This window comes from Desulfacinum infernum DSM 9756, from assembly GCF_900129305.1.
In the GTDB taxonomy this organism is placed as follows: domain Bacteria; phylum Desulfobacterota; class Syntrophobacteria; order Syntrophobacterales; family DSM-9756; genus Desulfacinum; species Desulfacinum infernum.
The window spans coordinates 76,398-96,527 of record NZ_FQVB01000017.1 but is presented as its reverse complement, the minus strand read 5'-3'; the positions used below and the strand labels follow the sequence as shown (position 1 = coordinate 96,527).

16 protein-coding genes are annotated in these 20,130 nt (G+C 62.9%); 6 read left to right on the top strand and 10 right to left on the bottom strand.

The window, feature by feature from the left end:
* Positions 1-330: 330 nt before the first annotated feature.
* Entirely contained in the window at positions 331-1,386 is a 1,056-nt protein-coding gene (locus BUB04_RS09845; protein ID WP_073038850.1) for a hypothetical protein, read from the bottom strand.
* 155 nt (positions 1,387-1,541) lie between these two features.
* A complete protein-coding gene (locus BUB04_RS09840) occupies positions 1,542-3,245 on the bottom strand; it encodes a hypothetical protein (protein WP_143156439.1) in 1,704 nt (567 codons plus the stop codon).
* A gap of 737 nt (positions 3,246-3,982) precedes the next feature.
* On the opposite strand from BUB04_RS09840, the gene manA reads away from it, so the two are divergent.
* Complete coding sequence (gene manA, locus BUB04_RS09835) at positions 3,983-5,230, top strand: mannose-6-phosphate isomerase, class I (RefSeq protein WP_084076373.1); 1,248 nt, start codon at positions 3,983-3,985, stop codon at positions 5,228-5,230.
* Between the two features lie 269 nt (positions 5,231-5,499).
* Here the strand turns inward: manA and BUB04_RS09830 are convergent, their stop codons facing one another.
* The 8 genes from BUB04_RS09830 to BUB04_RS09795 all read right to left on the bottom strand — a co-directional run bounded on the left by BUB04_RS09830 (position 5,500) and on the right by BUB04_RS09795 (position 15,227).
* The gene (locus BUB04_RS09830; protein WP_073038846.1) at positions 5,500-6,105 is read right to left on the bottom strand and encodes a TetR/AcrR family transcriptional regulator; all 606 of its coding nucleotides are present in this window, start codon (positions 6,103-6,105) and stop codon (positions 5,500-5,502) included.
* 61 nt (positions 6,106-6,166) lie between these two features.
* A complete protein-coding gene (locus tag BUB04_RS09825) occupies positions 6,167-7,318 on the bottom strand; it encodes an acyl-CoA dehydrogenase family protein (RefSeq protein ID WP_073038844.1) in 1,152 nt (383 codons plus the stop codon).
* A gap of 19 nt (positions 7,319-7,337) precedes the next feature.
* Positions 7,338-8,471 carry an acyl-CoA dehydrogenase family protein gene (locus BUB04_RS09820; protein WP_073038842.1) on the bottom strand — a complete coding sequence of 378 codons (1,134 nt, stop codon included), beginning with the start codon at positions 8,469-8,471 and terminating at the stop codon, positions 7,338-7,340.
* Positions 8,472-8,619: 148 nt separating this feature from the next.
* Positions 8,620-9,459, bottom strand: a complete 840-nt coding sequence (locus tag BUB04_RS09815) for a MaoC/PaaZ C-terminal domain-containing protein (protein WP_073038840.1) — start codon at positions 9,457-9,459, stop codon at positions 8,620-8,622.
* A 264-nt stretch (positions 9,460-9,723) separates the two neighbouring features.
* The gene (locus BUB04_RS09810) at positions 9,724-10,548 is read right to left on the bottom strand and encodes an SDR family NAD(P)-dependent oxidoreductase (protein ID WP_073038838.1); all 825 of its coding nucleotides are present in this window, start codon (positions 10,546-10,548) and stop codon (positions 9,724-9,726) included.
* A gap of 321 nt (positions 10,549-10,869) precedes the next feature.
* Positions 10,870-12,528, bottom strand: a complete 1,659-nt coding sequence (locus BUB04_RS09805; RefSeq protein ID WP_073038836.1) for a class I adenylate-forming enzyme family protein — start codon at positions 12,526-12,528, stop codon at positions 10,870-10,872.
* A gap of 28 nt (positions 12,529-12,556) precedes the next feature.
* Complete coding sequence (locus BUB04_RS09800; protein WP_073038833.1) at positions 12,557-13,753, bottom strand: acetyl-CoA acetyltransferase; 1,197 nt, start codon at positions 13,751-13,753, stop codon at positions 12,557-12,559.
* Between the two features lie 13 nt (positions 13,754-13,766).
* On the bottom strand, positions 13,767-15,227 hold the full coding sequence (locus BUB04_RS09795; RefSeq protein ID WP_073038830.1) for a 3-oxoacyl-[acyl-carrier-protein] synthase III C-terminal domain-containing protein: 1,461 nt from the start codon (positions 15,225-15,227) through the stop codon (positions 13,767-13,769).
* Between the two features lie 281 nt (positions 15,228-15,508).
* Between BUB04_RS09795 and BUB04_RS09790 the strand changes: the two genes are divergently transcribed.
* The 5 genes from BUB04_RS09790 to BUB04_RS09770 all read left to right on the top strand — a co-directional run bounded on the left by BUB04_RS09790 (position 15,509) and on the right by BUB04_RS09770 (position 19,921).
* Positions 15,509-15,985, top strand: a complete 477-nt coding sequence (locus BUB04_RS09790; protein WP_073038829.1) for a coiled-coil domain-containing protein — start codon at positions 15,509-15,511, stop codon at positions 15,983-15,985.
* 229 nt (positions 15,986-16,214) lie between these two features.
* Complete coding sequence (locus tag BUB04_RS09785; protein WP_073038827.1) at positions 16,215-16,625, top strand: coiled-coil domain-containing protein; 411 nt, start codon at positions 16,215-16,217, stop codon at positions 16,623-16,625.
* A 354-nt stretch (positions 16,626-16,979) separates the two neighbouring features.
* Positions 16,980-18,128, top strand: a complete 1,149-nt coding sequence (locus BUB04_RS09780) for an SPFH domain-containing protein (RefSeq protein WP_073038825.1) — start codon at positions 16,980-16,982, stop codon at positions 18,126-18,128.
* Positions 18,115-19,365, top strand: coding sequence for a TFIIB-type zinc ribbon-containing protein (locus BUB04_RS09775; RefSeq protein ID WP_143156438.1), 1,251 nt, complete (start codon positions 18,115-18,117; stop codon positions 19,363-19,365). Before BUB04_RS09780 ends, BUB04_RS09775 begins: the two co-directional genes overlap by 14 nt.
* Positions 19,366-19,648: 283 nt before the next feature.
* Entirely contained in the window at positions 19,649-19,921 is a 273-nt protein-coding gene (locus BUB04_RS09770; RefSeq protein ID WP_073038821.1) for a type II toxin-antitoxin system Phd/YefM family antitoxin, read from the top strand.
* The last annotated feature ends 209 nt before the right edge of the window (positions 19,922-20,130 follow it).

The window sequence follows — 20,130 nt, the reverse complement described above, 5'->3', positions numbered from 1 at the left end:
AATTCTACCTACCGTTTGGTTGGTTGACGGGTTCCTTTTAACTCCCAACGTGGAGGCGTGTCAAGGGCGTTGGAAAGGTCCCGCCGAGGCGCCCGCCTCCCCCCTGGCCCGGCACACCAGGGAAATCCCCCCGGCCCCCCTTTGGAAAAGGGGGGAGGACGGAGCCGCCTCACGCCTCACGCCTCACGCCTCACGCCTCACGCCTCACGCCTCACGCCTCACGCCTCACGACTCACGACTCACGACTCACGACTCACGACTCACGACTCACGACTCACGACTCACGACTCACGACTCACGACTCACGACTCACGGATCACGGATCACGGATCACGGCTTCGCCCGGACGGGAATGAGCCAGTCGCTCATTTCCGGAGGCTCGCCCGAGACCAGGGTGGCGATGGCCAGGTCGTCCCCGAAGAGCCTCTCCACCCGGAGTCGCCCCTTGGGAGATCCGGGCATCCAGGCGGCGGGAACCCCCGTGGGGGCCTGCACCAGCTTGCCGTCGCTCACCACGTCCAGGAGGTCCCCCACCAGGAGGCCCGAGCGGTTCCCGGCGCTCACGAACCACTGGCCCTGCTGCTGACTGAAAACATGGGTGACCCAGGGCATGGTGTCCTTCTTGTCCAGGGCCTGCTCGTAGCTTCGGCGGGCGATGAGTTCCAGGAAGGTGGTCACGTCGGCATCGCTTTTGACCGGCATCTCCATCTGCACCAGCGGGTAGCGGTAGCCGATGCCGGCATCCACCATGCCGAAACGGGCGGAGGCGGTTCCGGGAAAGGACACGGGGACACTCACCGATTCCACCAGGTTGATGAAGCGCGTGCCGGGGTAGATGGCGGCGATCCGGGTGATGCAGGCGAGATCACGCTTCTGCAGGCAGTCGGTGCCGGAAAGGACCTGTTCCAGGTCCCGGTGGTGGACGAAGAGGACATCGTAGGTGACCGAGAGCCGGTCGGCCTGGGCCAGCAGCCGGTCCGCCAGGTGGGTGGGGACCTTTTCCGGGTCCACCAGGAAGCCCACCTTGATCCGGAGCGCATCGGCGGGAAGGGCGGGACGACGGCCCTCAAAGACGGCCTTTTCCAGCTTGGCCAGGCGTTCTTCCTTTTCCTTCAGCTGGGCCTTGAGTTCCTCGGTGGATTCCTCCTGGGCCTGGGAAAGGACGCTTCCCAGCACCATGGGCTTCAAGTCCTGACGTTCCCGGAAGTAGTCCCCGGAAAGGAGGAAAGGATGGTCGACGAAGATCTCCCGGACTTCGGCCGCCGAGTATTTCTGGCCGGGTTTCTTTTCTTCGCTCACGATATCCGGGGCCGAACCGCATCCCCAAAAGGGAAGATGGAGAAGGGCCAGGAACAGGAAAAGGAGGGGTGTCACGGACCGTTTCATGCGTTCGACTCCCTTGTTGGGTGTTCAAAGAAAAGGGGTATAGCGGCCTGAAGGCGCTCACTATACCCCATTTTCGTTTCCGGCTGAACGTCAAAGAACCGGGCGCGGCACCGGGGCATGGGCCCGGTGCCGCGGGCCGGTCCCAAGGCTTGCGGCTAGAAGTTCCAGATGAGCTCGGCGGCGAAGCGCGACGCCGTGTCGTCGCTCTTGGCGCCCAGGGCTTCGGTTACGTCTTCGATCACGTCACCCGGGAAGAAGAAGGACGCCTGGCCCTTGATGAACATGTTCTTGTGCAGGGCCACGGTCAGCTCGTTGTCCCACTCCGTCCCCACGAAGCCGGATTTAACTTTGGTGAAATTCGTCTCACGGGTCAGGGGGTTGCCTGGGGTGACGACGTTTTGAACCAGCACGTCTTCATTCCACCAGAAGTTGTTCACATTGGTCCGGTAGATGATGAAGCGCTTGGGCGTGATCGTCACGCCCACGCTCAGCATAGTAAGACCCGGGTTGTCGCCGCGGCCGTTACCCTGGCCGGCGAAGTTCTGCAAGCCGCCGGTGAAAACGGGAGTGCCGTTGCCGTAAAGTTCCGGCAGATAGCCGTAAAGGGCCGTACCCAGAACCAGGTTGGTGTCGCCGATGATGGTGTTTTCGCCTCCCCAGTAGTTGGAAAAACGCTGGGCGTTTTCGATGCCGTTGTAGCCGTTGAGTTCGTCATCATCGGGATCGTCGTCACCCGACGTGTACATGACACCCACATGGGGCTTGACGCTGAACCCGAACCAATCCTTCAACTCCACGGCAAGATCCGCCGCCAAGGCATAGGCGGAGATGTCGTAGTCTTCGGCTTTCCCATATTCGCTCAGGCCCGTGTTGTCCGCGCTACCGAACTGGTAGGCACCTTCCAGCATGAGCTCGAAGGGACCGAATTTGCCGGTGTAGTAGGCCGCCACATGGTGGCTGTCGATGTCAGCATTTTCACCCGTTCCGATCCCTGAAACCGATGCAACAGCCTGCTTTGTGGGATCATCACTGTTTCTGGCCGACTCGGTCAAAGCGTAAAGAAAGTCGCCAACAGGCACGCTGCGGATACGGTCGAAACCATAGAAGAGCTTCACCTTGTGATTGTCATTGATCTGGTACTGGACCCAGCCGGCGAAGAGATCACGGTCGCTGTCCGAATCGGAGAATTCGGCATCCGCTAGCGCCTCGGATGAGTTGGTCTGGAAGTTAGTCTCAGCCAGCTTGAACCACCCAATGCTGTAGCTGAAGGCCCCCGCCGTACCGTCCAGCCAGAAACCGGGATTGTCGTCGGCATAGACCATGGAAGCGCCGTCGTAATGGTCGAATCCCCACACGTCCCAGCCGGCATGCAGGCGGGTCTCGAAGGGCAGCGCCACACTCACGTTGAGCCGCTCAAGCCCGAAGTTGCTGTTGTCGCTGCGGCCGCCGCGGTTGTCCACCGTGTCCGTATCGATGGGTCGGTCGAATTCCAGCGCCGCATAGAAGGACCACTTGCGGTCTTGCGGCATGGCATTGAAATAAATCTTGTCCTCGTTTCGGATGTAGCTCTTGGTTACGGTTCCCGCCTCATTGGAGTGGGTTTTGAAAAGATAGTCCGGAACATTTCCAAACACAAAGCCAGACACCTTGTCGCTCATCCCGAAGTCCCAGTTGGATTCGGAGGTGGGGATGAAGCGCACCAGGGCGCCGAAGCTCATCATGATGTCCTTCTTGGTGGCCACGCTGACGCTTCCCGGCCCCACGATCACCTCTTCGGTGATGTCCTTGGCCGGCTGGGCCGCCACCCAGGACGCCCCGCAAAAGACCACCGCACATACGCAAAGGATGGATAACAGCAAGCCCCTTTTCGTCATCTCTTTCCTCTTCTCTTTTCCGGTTGGTTCGAAGCAAAGCACTTCCTATCGCCTCTCCTACCCTGTGGGCGCTTCCCTCGCTCTTTCGTCACCTCCTTTCCGCGCCGAAAATTAAACGAACAAAACGCTTGTCGCCCAAGAGGAAGATGAAACTTCGATGCTGCGGGTCGTGTTGCCGATCAAGGATCGGTTCCTGTCAAAAGCGGGAGTTGGGTGTGGTCTTTCCGGGGGAAACCCCGAATTCACGCCGGAAGCCCGGAACTCCTGCCCCTGGAGTCAACCGGGCGCATGGTCACTAGTGGAGCTTCCACAACTCGTCAATAACAAAGTGAAAGATAGGTCATGCGGAGGGCGGATATCCGCCCATGCGCCGGCATGCACAAGGAGGCCCCCGTTTGGACGGGACACGGGGCCGGGTTTCTTGCTATTCTTTTCACGCCGGCGGGTTCCGGCGATTCACTCCAGGAAGCTTCCCTAAAATGGGCAAGCCGGCCACCTCAATATATCCCTTCACAGACGGCTACCCGGCGTAGGGGCGGTTCGCGAACCGCCCCTACAAGGGATGCCCTCCATGCGGGATCGCCCCGTGGGAACAGGGAAATCCGGCTTCCCGGAAGATCTTTGCGAAAAAAGGACCGCGAATGGACGCAAATAAACGCCAATGGCTTTGAAACAAGGCTGAAAGCAGCGACGGCCCTTGCCGCCATAACGGAGGTTCGATCATGAATGCGAAACACCTTGCGCTGGAGGCGCGGCCCTACCGGCTGCACAATCCCATCCAGCCCTACGCCTGGGGCGAGCGGGGCCCGTCGGCCTTCATCCCCAGGCTTCTGGGCACGGACGCCCCCCCGGATGCCCCCGCCGCGGAACTGTGGGTGGGGGCCCATCCGTCGGCGCCGTCCCGGCTCGAACTGAACGGCGAAACGCTGCCGCTCGATGACGTCGTCTCCCGACGGCCGGACGCCGCTCTGGGCCCCCGGGTGCAGAGGGCGTTCGGAAGCCGCCTGCCCTTCCTTTTCAAAATCCTTTCCGCCGCCGAGCCCCTTTCCATCCAGGCCCATCCCGACAAGGCCCAGGCCGAGGCGCTCCACGCCCGGGATCCGGAACACTACCCGGACGCCAACCACAAGCCCGAGATCGCCATCGCCCTGGAATCCCTTTCGGCGCTGGCGGGATTCAAGCCGCCGGAAGACTGGATCCGCACGGTGCGGGCCTTTCCGGAACTGGGCGCCCTGGTGGGCGATCTTTCTCCGACCCATGGACCGGCCGGGGAGAAAGCGGTCATCCAGAGAGCCTTCACGCGGCTCATCCGAAACGCCCAAGAAGACCCCGGCCTTCTTGCCCGCACCACGGAGGCCTTGGCCCGCCGTTTTTCCGACCGGCGGGACCCGGACGGTCTGGCCGGGCTCTACCTTTCCCTCTACGAAAAGTACGGAAGCACCGACGCGGGCCTGGCGGTGCTCTTTTTCCTCAACCGGCTGGAACTTCGAGCCGGCGAGGCCATCTATCTGGATGCAGGCCTCCCCCACGCGTACCTCAAGGGAAACATCGCCGAATGCATGGCCAATTCGGACAACGTGGTGCGCCTGGGCCTCACCCCCAAACACAAGGACGTGGACGCCCTGCTGGAAGTCCTCCGATTCCGGCCCGGGCCGCCCGAGATCCTGAAGCCCGATCCGGATGACCGCCATACGGTCTACCGCGTTCCGTGCCCGGACTTTGATGTCCACCGGTTGCGGCTGGACGCGGGAGACGAAGAGACGGTTTCGCGGGCGGGAGGACCGGAGGTGCTCTTCGTGGTCCAAGGCTTCGGGGAGATTATTTGGGATGCGCGCGGCTCTGCGGATCGCATGGAGTACCGGCGCGGCCGGGGCTTTTTCGTGCCCGCCATTCTTCCGGCCTACCGGCTTCGGGCCATGGAACCCACGGACGTGTTCCTGGTGCGCGTCCCGCTGGAGAGTGATGAGTGATGGGTGATGGGTGACGAGTGATGGGTGATCCGTGATGCGTGAGCCGTAAGCAGTGATGAGTGACGGGTGGCTCGGATATGGCAACTCCCCGCTTTTCCAAAGGGGGGGCGGGGGGGATTGAGTGGTTGAGGGGTGCAGAAGGTGGCGCGGGAGGCGGCGGCAGGGGTTCCTGTCGGCACGGTTCCGAGCTTTCCGCCGTGCCCCTTTAAACTATTGCCTTGTGCTTTTGCCCTTTCACCCTTCCCCTTTCGCCTTTGACCTTTAGCCTTTTACCTTTTACCTTCCCTCGGCAACAGGCCGTGGAGGAAGAGGTCGGCGATGTGTTCGGCCACGTCTTCCAGGGTGAGCGGTCCGCCGGGCTTGTACCAGAAGTAGAGCCAGTGGAGCGAGCTGATGAGGGAAAAGGTGAGCACGGTGGGGTTGACGGAGCGGATGGCGCCGTCGCCCATGAGGGAGGCCAGGTAGGCCCTCAGCTGGTGGACGTTCTCCTTTTCCTTGCCCAGGATGACCCGCTTTTTGTCTTCCGGCAGGTACTCCATGTCGTGGAAGAGGATCTTATTGAAATTTTCGTTCTTCATGTAGGTGCGAAGGTATTCGATGAGGATGTCGGTGAGCTGCTCCTTGAGCGGCTTTCCCGACTCCACGTTCCGGGCGATGGCCCGGCGCATGTTGTCCACCAGCTCGTCGGCCGCCTGCAGGCAGATCCGAAAGAGGATTTCTTCCTTGTTCCGGAAGTGGTGGTAGAGGGCCGCCTTGCTGATGCCCACCCGGGCGGAGATCTCCCGGGTGCTGGCGTTTTCGTAGCCCTTTTCGTAGAAAAGCTGGCGGGCGGCCTGGAGGATCTCCGCCGCCGTGTCCTTCTTGTCTTCCTTCATGGGAACCTTTTTCCGACCTTGGGCGGCGGGGCCGAAGCCCCGCCGCCTGTTGTGGCGCCCTCTAGCCCTTCTGGTATTCCTTCAGCACGATCTTGGCGATGGTGAGCTTTTCCGCTTCCTTGGTGCCTTCGTAGATCTCCAGGATCTTGGCGTCCCGGTAGAAGCGCTGCACGTCGTACTCGTCGATGTAGCCGTAGCCGCCGTGGAGTTGCAGCGCCTTGTCGGCCACCCACACGGCCGTCTCGCCCGCGTAGTACTTGGCCATGGCGCTCAGCTTGGGATCGATCCGGCCCTGGTCCACCAGCCACGCCGCCTTGTAGGTGAGCTGCCGGGCCAGCTCGATGCGCGTGGCCATCTCCGCCAGCTGGAACTGCACGCCCTGGAAGTTGGCCAGGGGCTGGCCGAAGACTTCCCGCTCCTGGACGTATTGGGCCGCCTTGTCCAGGGCGCCCTGGGCCAGGCCCACGCCCTGGCCGGCCACCATGGTCCGGGTGGTGTTGAAAAAGTCCATGAGCTGGTAGAAACCGTTGCCTTCCTTGCCCACGATGTTTTCCACCGGCACCTTCACGTCTTCGAAGCTGATCTCCGCCGTGTCGCTGGCCCGGATGCCCATCTTGCCCTGGATCTTGTTGCGGGTGATGCCTTCCGACTTGGCGTCCACGATGAGCAGGCTGAATCGCTTGTGGCGCGGCCCGTCCGGGTTGGTGATGCAAAAGACCACGAAGTAGTCGCAGATGGTGCCGTTGGTGATGAACATCTTCTGGCCGTTCAGGACGAAATGATCGCCGTCCCGGACCGCCCGGGTGCGGATGCCGGCCACGTCCGTTCCCGCGTTGGGCTCCGTGTAGGCCCCGGCGAAGATGATCTCGCCGGCGGCGATCCGCGGGAGATATTCCTTCTTCTGCTCTTCCGAGCCGTAGAGGTAGATGTTTTCCGCTCCGAAGCAGGACGCCATGATGAGCCCGATGCCCATGTCCACCCGGCTGAACTGCTCGGTGATGATGGTGTTGGCCAGGAATCCCGCGCCGGCTCCCCCGTATTCCTCGGGAATCCAGGCTCCGATGAAGCCGTATTCGCACGCCTTCTTCCACACCTCCCGGGGGAACTTCTCCTCCCGGTCGCATTCCTTGGAAACGGGCGTGAATTCCCGCACAGCGAACTTGTAGGCCTCCTCCTTCAGGATCTTCAGTTCCTCTGGAAAGTCGAAATTCATGGGTCCCTCCTTGGTGTTTTCACAAAAGCCCCAGCCGTTTGGCCACGATGAGCTTCATCACTTCCGTGGTGCCCGCGAAGATGGGAATGACCCGAACATCCCGGTAGAAGCGGCTGATGGGGTATTCTTCCATGTAGCCGTACCCGCCGTGGAGCTGCACACACTGGTAGGCCGTCCGGTTGGCCATCTCCGCGATCCACGCCTTGGCCATGGAGACATCGGTGATGACGTCCTTCCCCTCCATGTGGTCCCCGATGAGCCGATCCAGGAACGCGCGGCCCAGCTTCACCTCCGTGGCCATGTCCACGATCTTGAAGGCGTTGTGCTGAAAGGAGGCGATGGGCCGGCCGAAGGCGGTGCGTCCCCGCGCATAGTGGATGGTCATCTCCAGCATGGCCTCGGCCATGGCCTGGGCCATGACGGCGGCCATGATCCGTTCCTGCTGCAGGTGGTCCATCAGGTGGTAGAAGCCGCGGTTCAGTTCTCCCAGGAGGTTTTCCGCCGGCACGCGGCAGTCGTCGAAGATGAGTTCGGCGGTGTCCTGGGCGTGCAGGCCCATCTTTTTCAGGTTGCGGCCCCGGGTGAAGCCCGGCGCGTCCCGTTCCACGCAGATGAGGCTGATGCCCTTGGCGCCCGAATCGGGCGGCCCGGTGCGGCATGCCACAATCACCAGATCCGCCAGGATACCGTTGGAGATGAAGGTCTTCTGGCCGTTCAAGACCCAGGCATCCCCGTCCCTTTCGGCGCGGGTGCGGATGGCGGCCAGATCCGATCCCGTGTTGGGTTCCGTCATGGCCACGGCCAGGACGATCTCGCCCGAGGCGCACTTGGGAAGCCAGCGCCTTTTCTGGTCTTCCGTTCCCAGGGCGTACAGGTACGGGGCCACGATGTCGCTGTGAAGCGGCGCCATGACGCTCACCGCCCCGGCCTTGGCCAGCTCTTCGGCGATGATGACCGAATAGAGGAAATCGGCGCCGCTTCCGCCGTATTCCTCGGGAAGCCACGGGCAGAGAAACCCCGTCTCGCCCATGGTGCGCCACACCTGCCGGGGGACGATCCCCTCCTCCTCCCACCGTTCCATGTGCGGCGTCACCTCCCGCTCCAGAAATCGGCGGAAGGCCTCACGAAAGATCTGATGTTCTTCCCGATACATGGCTCAGCTCCCTCGGCGTCGGGCTCTTTATGCCTTGCCGGACGCCCGTTCGTCAACGAAGGAATCCCCGCCTTCCCTCCCGACCCCCTTCGAAAAAGGGGAAGAACTCCCCGCTGTCCGTTCCCCTCTAATCCTTCACCCTTAATCCTTAATCCTCCACGACGGCCAGGGCGTGCGACAGCACCACGGCCCGCTCCGTGGCGGCTTCGATGGCGTAGCGGCCGTCCTCGAGCTTCCAGCCCCGGGTGGTGATGACGTCGCCCGGAAAGACCACGTCGGCGAACCGCACCTGAAAGGCCTTGAGGCGGTTCACGTCGCCGCCGCAGGCTCCTTCCAGGATGGCCCGGGTGGCGAACCCGAAGGTGCAGAGCCCGTGAAGGATGGGCTTGGGAAACCCGGCCGCTCGGGCCGTTTCGGGGTCGATGTGGAGCGGGTTCACGTCCCCGGAAAGGCGATAGATGGCCGCCTGTTCTTCGGTGGTCTTCTGGGAAATCTCGAAATCGGGCACCCGGTCCCTGGGAACGGGAACGCTCTCCGCCTTGGGTCCGGGATCGCCGCCCCAGCCGCCCAGGCCGCGGCAAAAGAGGCTCGCCCGGGTGTCGAAAAGGGCCGTTCCCGCCTCATCGGTGGTCTCGGTTTCCAGCACCACCAGGGCGGCTTTTTTCTTGTCGTAGATCCCGGCCACCTTGACGGTGGTCTTCAAGATCCCCTCGGAAGGGATGGGCCCGTGGAGCCGGATGGCCTCTTCGCCGTGGAGCACGGTCCGAAGGTCGATCTTCAGTTCCTTCAACACTCGGAAGAAGGGCTGAAAGGCCGGTATCACCGCGTAGGACGGGCAGACCTTCAGACCGTCCTTCGCGCCTTCCCAGACGAAGTGCAGGTCGGTTGCCCGGGCGCCGATCCCCAGGTGGTAGAGGATCACATCGCGCCACGTGACCTTGTGGTCCAGGGGGCCCAGGGTGAGCCCCACCCGACTGGTGTCGATCATGGTTTTTCTCCTTTTTTTTCACCGCAGAGGCGCAGAGAACGCAGAGACGACCTTTTTTTCGGGGCGCTGAGACGGCGCCCCGAAAAAGCGCCCCCGCGCCTCCCCGCTTGACGATTCCAATCCCCCCCGGCCCCCCTTTGAAAGAGGGGGGAGAACCGGTCCAGAAGCCCGAGACGCGGCCTCTCCCGCCTCACGACTTACGCCTCACGACTTACGACTTACGACTTACGACTTACGACTCACGATTTACGCCTGACGCAAGAATCACCAGCCTCCCGTGACCTTGATCACCTGGCCGGACACGTAGTCGGAAAGGGGCGAGGCCAGGAAGAGCATGACCCGGGCGGCTTCGTCCGGCGTTCCGGGCCGGCCCAGGGGGATCATCATGCGGAAGGCTTCCAGCTGGTTTTTGGGAACGCCGATGGCGATCTTCTTGCCGTCCTTTTCCAGGACGGTGTCTTCGGCCTTGGGCTGGGTGAGCCGCGTTTCGATCCAGCCGTAGGCCACGGCGTTCACGTTCACGTTCAAGCGGCCCCATTCCTTGGCCAGCGTCTTGGTGAATCCCAGGATGCCCGACTTGGCCGTGGAATAGTTGGCCTGGCCGGGATTGCCGTCCGTTCCGGCGACGGAACTCACGTTGATGATCTTTCGCATCACCACCCGACCTTCCTGGGCTTCCCTTTTGGCGTTTTCCCGCATGTAGGGCGCCGCGGCCCGGACGATCCGGAAGGGGGCCGTGCAGTGGACCTTCAGCATGGCCTCCCACTGCTCGTCGGTCATCTTGTGCACCACGCCGTCCCAGGTGTAGCCGGCGTTGTTGACGATCACGTGGATGTCCGGCCCGAAGGCGTCCACGGCCGTCTGGACGAACTTTTCCGCAAAGCCGTCGGCCGTGACATCCCCGGCTACGGCCACGGCCTCACCGCCCGCGGCCTTGATCTGTTCCACCACCTCCTGGACCGGCTCGGGATCCAGGTCGCTCAGGACCATGCGGCCGCCTTCCGCCGCAAAGAGAAGGGCCGCCGACCGGCCGATGCCCCGGCCGGCTCCCGTGATGAGGCATACCTTTCCGTCCAGCATCTTCTCCATGGTTTACCCTCCTTGTGGTTAGATGAAAGGGACAAGGTTCAAGGTCAAAGGTGAAAGGTCAAAGGCCAAAGGTGAAAGGGACAAATTCGACGATTCTTGTTCATGGTGCGGCCCTCAAGGGCGGGCGTAAAGCCCGCCCCTACAAAATCCGTTGGTCACGTGAGTAGGGGCGGGGTTTATCCCCGCCCGTTCATCCCTTGAAGTGACAGGAAACACCCGATGGCCTATCCAACCGCCGAGGGTTCTTCCGCAGCCCTGAAGGGCTGCGCTACGAAAAGAGCGATCGTCTCTGGCGTTTTAGACACATTGTCAGGCAAGCTCCTAGGCCATGCCCAGGCGCTTCTTGATGTCCTGGCGCAGTTCCTTCTTGAGGATCTTGCCCACGGGATTTCTGGGGATGACGTCCACCACCTCCAGACGTTCCGGCAGCTTGTAGGTGGCCACCCCCTGCTCCTTCATGTGGGCCACGATCCCCTCCAGAGTGACCGTCTCCCCGGGTTTGGGCACCACGTAGACGCACGTGCGTTCTCCCAGGTTCTCGTCGGGCATGCCCACGGCCGCCACGTCCTGCACGGCCGGGTGGGCCAGGAGCACGTTTTCCACTTCCTGGGCGCTGATGTTGTACCCGCCCCGGATGATGATGTCCTTGGCCCGGTCGAAGAACTTCAGGTAGCGGTCGCCCACGATCTGGAAGAGATCGCCCGTGCGGAAGTATCCCTCGGAATCGAAGGAGGTCTCGTTCAGGTCCGGGCGCTTGAAATAGCCCGGAATGACGTTGGGACCGCGGTAGAGCAGTTCGCCCACGGCGCCCTCTTCCGTGAGTTCCTCCCCGTCGGGACCCACCACCTTGGTCTGGATGAACCGGGCCATGGGCGTGGCCCATTCCACGCCGGGAGCCCCGTAGCGGGGCAGGTGATCCACGCGGATCTCCATGTCGGGCACGTCCGGAACGCCGGAGATGATGGCCGTCCCTTCGTTCTGGCCCCAGATGTTGCCGATGTCCACGTTCCAGCGCTTCTTGAATTCCTGCATGGCCCAAAGGGACGGGGGAGCGGACCCCACCGTGATGACCCGAACGGAACTGAGATCGACCCCCTGGGCGGCCGGATGCTTCAGGATGAGGTTCACCACGGCGGGCACCAGCAGGGTGTATTCGATCCGCTCCTCCACCATCTGCTTCAGCAGCAGCATGGGATCAAAGGGGTGGTGCAAAATCACCGTGCCGCCGAAATGGATCCACGGCACCAGGACCGTCCCCACGGAGGCCATGTTCACGAGAGGCCCGGCGGTGAGCATCACGTCACCCGGGCGCATGCCGCTGGCCGGCAGGATGGACGCCTGGCAGCGCCAGTTGTTGTGACTCAGGGGGCACCCCTTGGGCTGGGCTTCCGTCCCCGACGTCCAGCAGATGGTGAAGACGTCGTTGGCGTCCACGGGAACCTTGTCCAGGTCCGGATCGGGCTTTTCCTCCATCATGCGCCGCACATCCCGGTAGGTGTAGAGTTTGGCCAGGCCCGGCACCTCCTTTTGCACCTCCCGGGCCATGTCCAGGTGCCCGAATCCGTGGAAGTCCTCCACGGTGATCATGGCCTTGGCCCGGGTGAGTTCCGCCACGTAGCGCACTTCCTTGGCGCGCCACTGCATGGGCATGGGCGAGAGGACGCCCCCGGTCCGGGCGACGGCCAGATAGAGAGCCGCCAATTCCCAGCAGTTGGGAATCTGAACCAGGACGATGTCGTCCTTTCCGATCCCTTCGGCGCGAAGGGCCGTGGCCGCCGCGTCCACCGCCTGCTCGAACCGGGCGTAGGTCACCCGCTCGGGAGGCGCTCCCAGCAGGGACTCCTTGTTGAGCGGATCCACCATGGCGGTGACATCGGGCATCTTGCGGGCGTGCGCCCTGAAATCGTCGATGAGGGTGCGATCCCCCCAGCAGCCCTTTTCCGTGTATTCCTGGATGCGTTCCGGTGAAGCCAGGATCATGGCGTCCTCCTTGTGGTTGTGGGGAAGGTTACAGGCCGAAAATGCCCACGCTGCACACGCTGAAAGACGGAATGCCGCCCAGGTTGTGGGTGAGTCCCAGTCTGGGATCGGGAATCTGTCGCGGACCCGCCCGGTGGAGCAGCTGGTTGTAGACCTCGTAGATCATCCGGATCCCGGACGCTCCGATGGGATGGCCGAAGCACTTGAGCCCCCCGTCGGACTGGCAGGGGATCTTTCCTTCCAGGTCGAAAAAGCCGTCGTTGATGTCGCGGATGGCCCGGCCCCGCTCAGAAATCTGCAAATCCTCGTAGGTCACCAGCTCCGTGATGGAAAAGCAGTCGTGCACCTCCAGCACGCTCAGTTCCTCCCGCGGGTTGGTGATCCCCGCTTCTGCGTAGGCCCGCCTGGCCGCTTCCGTGGTGGTCTTCATGTACGTGCCGTCCCAGCGGGTGGTGAGCATCTCCTCGCCGGAAGTGGCCGCGATCTGAAGGGATTTTACAAAGACGGGATTCTTCCTGAGGGCCCGGGCCACGTCCGGGGTGGTCACGATGGCCGCCGCCGCCCCGTCGCTCACGCCACAGCAGTCGAAAAGGCCCAGGGGCCAGGCGATGATGGGCGCTTTGAGCACCTGCTCGGGGGTGATCTCCTTTCGAAGATGGGCCTTGGGATTGAGGGCCCCGCACCGGTGGCTCTTGGCCGAGATCCTGGCCAGGGCCATCTTCCCTTCTTCCGGGGAAATGCCGTATTTGGCGAAATAGCGCGTGGCCATGAGCGCAAAGCCGCCGGGGGCGGTGAAGTTGGGGAGAATGAACCGGTTGAGGGTCCCCATGGCCGTGTCGAAGCCGGGAAGGCCTCCGTAGCCCGTGTCCTTGAGCTTTTCCACGCCCAGGGCCAGGGCGACCCGGCACGCCCCGGACGCCACCGCGTAGCACGCCCCCCGGAAGGCCTCTGTTCCCGTGGCGCAGAAGTTTTCCACCCGGGTGACAGGGATGCTGGGAAGCTTCAGGGCCTGCGCCAGGGGAATGGCACTCTTTCCGATGTTCACCTCGTCGAAGCAGGTGCCCAACCAGGCCGCCTCGATCTCCTTCTTTTCGATCCCCGCGTCCTGGAGCGCTTCCTGGAAGGCTTCCACCATGAGGTCCTCGGCGCCGTCGTTCCAACGTTCGCCGAAGCGGGTACAGCCCATGCCGATGATCGCCACCTTGTCCTTGATACCCGTTGCCATGGTCGTCGCCTCCTTATTGTCCCGGTGTTTCGATGGGAACGGCCTTCCAGAAATAGGTGTGAACGCCCCGCTGGGCGTCGTGGTACTTGCGGCGAAGGTGCAGTTCCACCGGCTGGTCCACCCGGATGGATTCCAGGGAGCAGTCGGTGAAGTCGAGCATCATGCGGCCGCCTTCGTCGAAATCCACGATCCCGTAGATCTGGGGCGGATCCAGGGAGAAGGCCAGGTTGTCGCCCGTGTAGCTGAAGATCCGGGCGGACTTGTCGGAAAAGAGGTAGGGCTCCATCTCGTCCACGGCCTGGCATTCCCCCACGGCGCAGATCCGCTGGGGAGGAAACTGGGGCGTGCCGCACCGGGTGCATCGGGTGCCCTGGAGACCCAGGACGGCCCGGCGGTTTCTCCACAGGACGGAAAGGGGCGTCTCCGCCTGGAACTCCCCGCGGATGCCCGTTTCCACGGGAACCAGTTCCCGGAAGGCCACCGCCTTTTCGTAGGGAATCAGCGTCGCCTTGCGGGCCAGGAGCGCGTCGAAGGTCCTGGCGGGCTTAAAGGACGCCACGGCGTCGGTGGCCTGGAAGTGGAGCACGTCCACGCCGTTTCCGAACCCCACCACCAGGAGGTGGTCCCCCGGCGAGGCGGTTTCCAGGGCGCGGCAGAGCATGAGGAGCGGATGGGCGGTTCCGGTGTCTCCCACCTGGGCGGCCAGGGGATCGGCCACCTTTTCCGGCGGAAGGCCCAGGCGCTTTCCGATCAGGGCGTGTTCCCGCGGATAGGGACAAGGATAGATCACCGTCGCGATCCGTTCCGGCGTCAGGTTCGCCTTCTCGGCGTAGGCGGCCACGGCCTTGGGGATAAGGGAAAGATAGCCTTCGTCCCGGACCCAGCGCTCCTCCCAGCTTCGCGGAAGCTTCTTTTCCGTTTCCCGAAGAGGGCCGGGGAAGTCGGCGGTGAGGGTGAACGATCCCACGAAGGCCGCCAGAACACTCTCGGTTCCCACCGCCAGGGCGGCTCCAGCATCACCGAACAAGAGCTCGTCGGCGCTTCCCATCTTGGCCCGATGCACTTCGGCCGCGGCCACCCAGGCCCGGCGGGCGGTCCCCGACGCCACCTGGTTCAGCGCCGCCAGAAGAGCGGAAGTGCCCGCCCGGGTGGATCCCGTCACGTCCAGGGTGACGGCGGTTTCCGGAAGGTTCAGGGCTTCTCGGGCGATCACGGCGTTCTGGCGTTCCGAGTAGGGGAAGGTGACGGAGGCCACGTGGAGGGCCCCGCATTGTGGATCGGGGGCGTTTCGGGCGGCGTTTCGAACGGCGGCCACCGCCATGGTGATGGGATCCTCGTCCACGTTGGCCACGGCCTTTTCTCCGCCGGCCAGTCCCCAGACGGCGGGGTTGATCCAGGCCATGGCCTTGGCCACCGCTTTTCGTTCCAGGCGGTATCGGGGCACGTAGGCGCCGTAGGCTGTCACTCCGATCATGGGAATCCTCCTTGGAGTTGGGTGGGAAGAAGGGGGGGTCTTACCGAGCGCTCGTTCAGTTACCTGGCAGACTCCGCCCGGCTTGTCAAGGAAAAGATGAGAGGGTGGGGGATTAGGGGTACGGGATAAGGGATATGGGATATGGGGTAAGGGGCAGGTGTGGGGCCAGGAAGGATCTGACCACGACTTGGGCTGCCGGCGCGTTCTCCGCTTTTTCGCGCTTTTTCTTCCGGCTTCCTGTGCTATGATGAAATCGTCCGTCATCAGGCCGGGAGTCCCCTATGAAGAAAGCCCTTGTCGTCATATTCCTTCTTGCTCTGCTGGCGCCCGGGATCGGGAACGCGGTGGAAACCGCGCCGCGCATCACGGACCGGGAAATCGTGGAGCGGCTTTCCCGGCTGGAGGAAGGTCAACGGTCCCTGGAAGCGCGGATCGATACGCTGGACCGATCCCTCAACAATCGCATGGATGCCCTGGAAAGATCTTTGAACAAGCGGATCGATGATGTGGACGCCAGATTGAACGATCGTATCGACGATCTCCGCGCGGAAATGAACGCCCGATTCGACACGCTGCAGTGGACTCTCGGGCTTTTTATCACCATCGCCCTGGTGATCCTGGGGTTCGTGCTTCGACTGCAGTGGCAGATGCACCGGCGCCTGACCCGGCTGGAGACCATCCAGGAAAAGCAGGGTCGGGACCTGGATTTTGTCAAATCCCTCATCGAGAAGCTCCTGCCCCCCAAAGGGGTGCTCTGAAGGGCCGGAGCTCCCGCTCCCCTGCCCTCCCACCAGACATTCGCCCGCCCCACCGGGAGTTGTGCCCCGTAACGCAGTCCAAGGGGAACGATTGAAAGAAAGGTTGGCGGATCAAGGTTTTGGAGAGGGGTGGATCGCCCGACGGGCGTGTTTTCAGGATTTTTCACGCTTTTTCTCCCGGCTTCCTGTGCTATGATGAAGATGCTTGTCATCATGCAGGGAGCCCAGTATGAAGAAAATCCTTCCCGTCGTACTCCTTTTCGCTCTTCTGGCGCCCGGAATCGGGAAGGCGGTGGAAACCGCGCCACGGATCACGGACCGGGAAATCGTGGAGCGGCTTTCCCGGCTGGAGGAAGGTCAACGCTCGCTGGAAGCACGGCTCGACGGGCTGGAAAGATCTTTGAACAAGCGCATCGACGATCTCCGCGCGGAAATGAACGCCCGATTCGACACGCTGCAGTGGACTCTCGGGCTTTTCATCACCGTCGCCCTGGTGATCCTGGGGTTCGTGCTTCGACTGCAGTGGCAGATGCACCGACGCCTGACCCGGCTGGAGACCATCCAGGAAAAGCAGGGCCGGGACCTGGATTTTGTCAAATCCCTCATCGAAAAGCTCCTGCCCCCCAAAGGGGTGCTCTGAAGACCCGCAAGCCGGCACCGTCTTCTTGTTTTCCCCTTCCGTCGGCACCCGCCATTCGCTCTTCCCTTTTCGTCGTCCCAACGATCGTGATGATGAGCGCGTCACCGGAGCATCCATATAAGGGCCTGTTATGGAAAAGACCTCCTCCTCGGGTGTTCCAGCTGCCTCATCTCCTGTCTGCAGGGCTCCGCCCCCTTCCCAATTGCAAAGCAGTCCGCCATGGGTCAGCCTTTGCCCAGGAAACCCTCCTTTCGTAGGGCCGGAATGGTGAAGTGCGCTCTTTTTTGTCAAGGGATCGGGCGGATCTGCCGTTAAGAGGATCGGAACCCCGCAAACTCCGCGAAAGGACGGCTCATGGGCACCCACAATCTTGTCTTCCTGGAAGTCATCGAATGGTTCGATCCCACCGGCCGGGAGATGCTCCACCGCATCCCCGAGGAAGGTTCCGGCGAGATCAAGTTCGGCGCACAGCTCACCGTGCGCGAAAGCCAGGCCGCCGTGCTCTTCTACCAGGGAAAGGCCGTGCACGGGTTCGGCCCGGGACGTCACACCCTGAAAACGGCCAACATCCCGATCCTCACGAAGCTCTTGAGTCTTCCCTGGGCCTTCACCAGCCCCCTGCGCGCCGAAGTCTATTTCGTCAACACCAAGGTCTTCACGAACCTCAAGTGGGGCACCCGGGATCCCGTGGCCTTCAAGGACCGGGAACTGGGACTCATCCGGCTTCGGGCCCACGGGATCTACAACGTCCGCATCGTGCAGCCCCTGCTTTTCATCAATCGACTGGTGGGAACCCTGGGGCGGTTTTCCACGGAAGACGTGGAGGAATACCTGAGCCGCGTGATCGTGTCGCGCCTGAACGACTTCATGGGGGAAGAACTTACCACCATCCTGGACCTGCCCGGCCGCTACGACCAGTGGGCGGAACGACTCCGGGCCCGCCTGGCCGAAGACCTGGCCCACTTCGGCATGTCGCTCACCCATCTCTACATCAACGCCATCACACCGCCGCCCGAGGTCCAGCAGGCCATGGACGACCGGAGCAAGCTGGGGCTCTTCGACGACCTGAACAAGCTTTTGAAGCTCAAGGCGGCGACGGCCCTGGAAAAGGCGGCGGAAAATCCGGGAGCCGCCGGAGAGGGCGCCGGGCTGGGGCTGGCCTTCATGATGCCGGGCCTTCTGGGCCGCGCCTTGACCCAGGACGCGCCGGATCCGGGAAAGGAAACCACGTCCCCGGGAGGCCCTCAGCCACCCGGTGCCGCCTGCCCCGACTGCGGCCGGAGCGTTCCGGACGATGCGCGCTTTTGCCCCTTTTGCGGACACCACCTGGTGGTTTTCGACCAGTGCCCCTACTGCGGCAAGAACGTGCCGCCCAACGCGCGGTTCTGCCCCCGGTGCGGCAACGCGGTGGCCGAAAAACCCCGGGAAAAGAAGTGCGGCAACTGCGGGGCCGTGAACCTGCCGCAGGCCGCCTTCTGCGACCAGTGCGGTGAACGTCTCTAGTTTCCAGATCCACCAATCGTGCCCCCAGTGCGGGGGCACCGTGGTCCTGGAGGAGACGGACCGGATCCTCCAGTGCCCCTTCTGCCGGGTGCGCCTCTTCGTGGACCAGCGGCCCCATTTTTCCTACGTCCTGCCGCCCGCCCCCGCCCGGAAGGACCTGCTGCTGGTCCCCTACTGGCGATTCCGCGGCCTGGTCTTCGCCCTGGACGGGGACCGGGTGGTCCACCGCGTTCTGGACACCAGCGCCTGCGCCGCCGACCCTCTTCCCGGCCTTCCCTGCTCCCTGGGGCTGCGGCCCCAGGCCCTTCCGCTGCGCTTTGCCGGGCCGGAAAGCCCCGGACGCTTTCTCGCCGCCTCCGTCCCCCGAAAGGAATTCCTGAAACGGCTGGGACACGGCCTAAGAGGGCGCCTCAAGGCAACTTCCGGAAAGCCCTTCTTCCAGGCCTTCATCGGCGAGACCCTGAGCCTGATCCACAGCCCCGTCTTCCAGGAAGACGGCGCGTGGGTGGATGCCGTGACGGGCCGAAGGATCTCACCGGGTGCGATCCCGCCCGAAGTCCCGGTGGAACCTCCCCGGCCGGCCCCTTCGCCCTCTCCGCCGGTCTTCCGGCCCACGCTCTGCCCCCACTGCGGCGACGACCTGGAAGGGGACCGGGACACGCTGGTCCTTTTCTGCCGCAACTGCGACTCCTTCTGGGAAATGGGGCCCACGGGCTTTCAGCGCGTGGAGGCATCCTTTTCCCACAACGATTTGCCGGACGCCGCCTGGGTGCCCTTTTGGGTTCTCGATATTTCCTGCGGGGGACTGCCTCTGGAGACCGTGGGAGACTTCGTGCGCCTGGCCAACCTCCCCCAAAGAACGCCTCCGGGGGCGGCGTCCCGCCCCTTCCGTTTCCTGGTACCCGCCTTCAAGGTGTCTCCCAAGCACCTGCTTCGGCTGGCGCGCTTCGCCACCGTGGCCCAGCCCGATCTTCCCCCGCGGAGCAAGGCGCCCCGGAACGGACTCTATCCCGTGACCCTTCCGGCCTTGGAAGCCTTCCAGTTCACGCCCATCCTGCTGGGCGCCGTGGCGACCGCCAAGGAGGATTTTTTCCCGCGAATCCGCGGCGCCCGGTTTGCCTTCCGGGCCAAGCGCCTGTTGTTCCTGCCCCTTCGCCGCCTGGGCGCCGAATGGATCCAGGACGAGCTGGGCTGCGCCCTTCCCATGAACGCGCTGCGGTGGGGACGGCGGTTGTGAGCGCAAGGGGGAAGGGATATGGGGTATGGGGTATGGGATAAAGGAGCTTGCTGAAACAGGCGCAACAGAATGCTCTCTTGCCTGGTTCCGTCGGCAGAGTCCAATAAGCCCCCATCACGGACGGCCCGTGACAACGAAGAATGAAACGCACCTTTGGCAAGCAGACACCTGTAGGGGCGAATGATTATTCACCCCTACAGGCCGCACACACGAGTGGAACAGATTCGCGTTTCATATAAAAAAAGATTACACGATTGCTCTTGGAAGACAGTGGAGGAACAAGATGCCCCATGTCCTCACTGCACGGGAGGCGAGAGACCGTTTTGGGGAGGTTTTGCGCCGCGCCGAGACGAACGGGGAAACCTTCATCGTAGAAAAGAAGGGACGCCCCAGCGTGGTCATCATGCCCGCCGAAGAATACGACCGTCTCACCGGCCAACATGCCGTCGATTACGAAAAAACGTTGGAAGACATCTTTCTCTTGAACCGCCGGATCGTGGCACGACGCGGCGGTGATCCGATCCTTCATGAGGAAGCACTTCAAATTGCCCGGTAGATGTGTCTTTTAGCCACCTGCAAAGCTCATTATCTAGCCCTCTCTCGACGCCTCGAAACTGAACTCTGGACCGCCGACAAGAAATTGGTAAGAAGGGTTCGGGATCAGTTCCCGGAAGTTCATCTATTGCGTCTTTTTGAATCGCATTGCGGCTCAAATAGGGCTGCCGGTCCTTGGCGCACCGCGCAAGAGGCCGGCTGCGGCCGAGC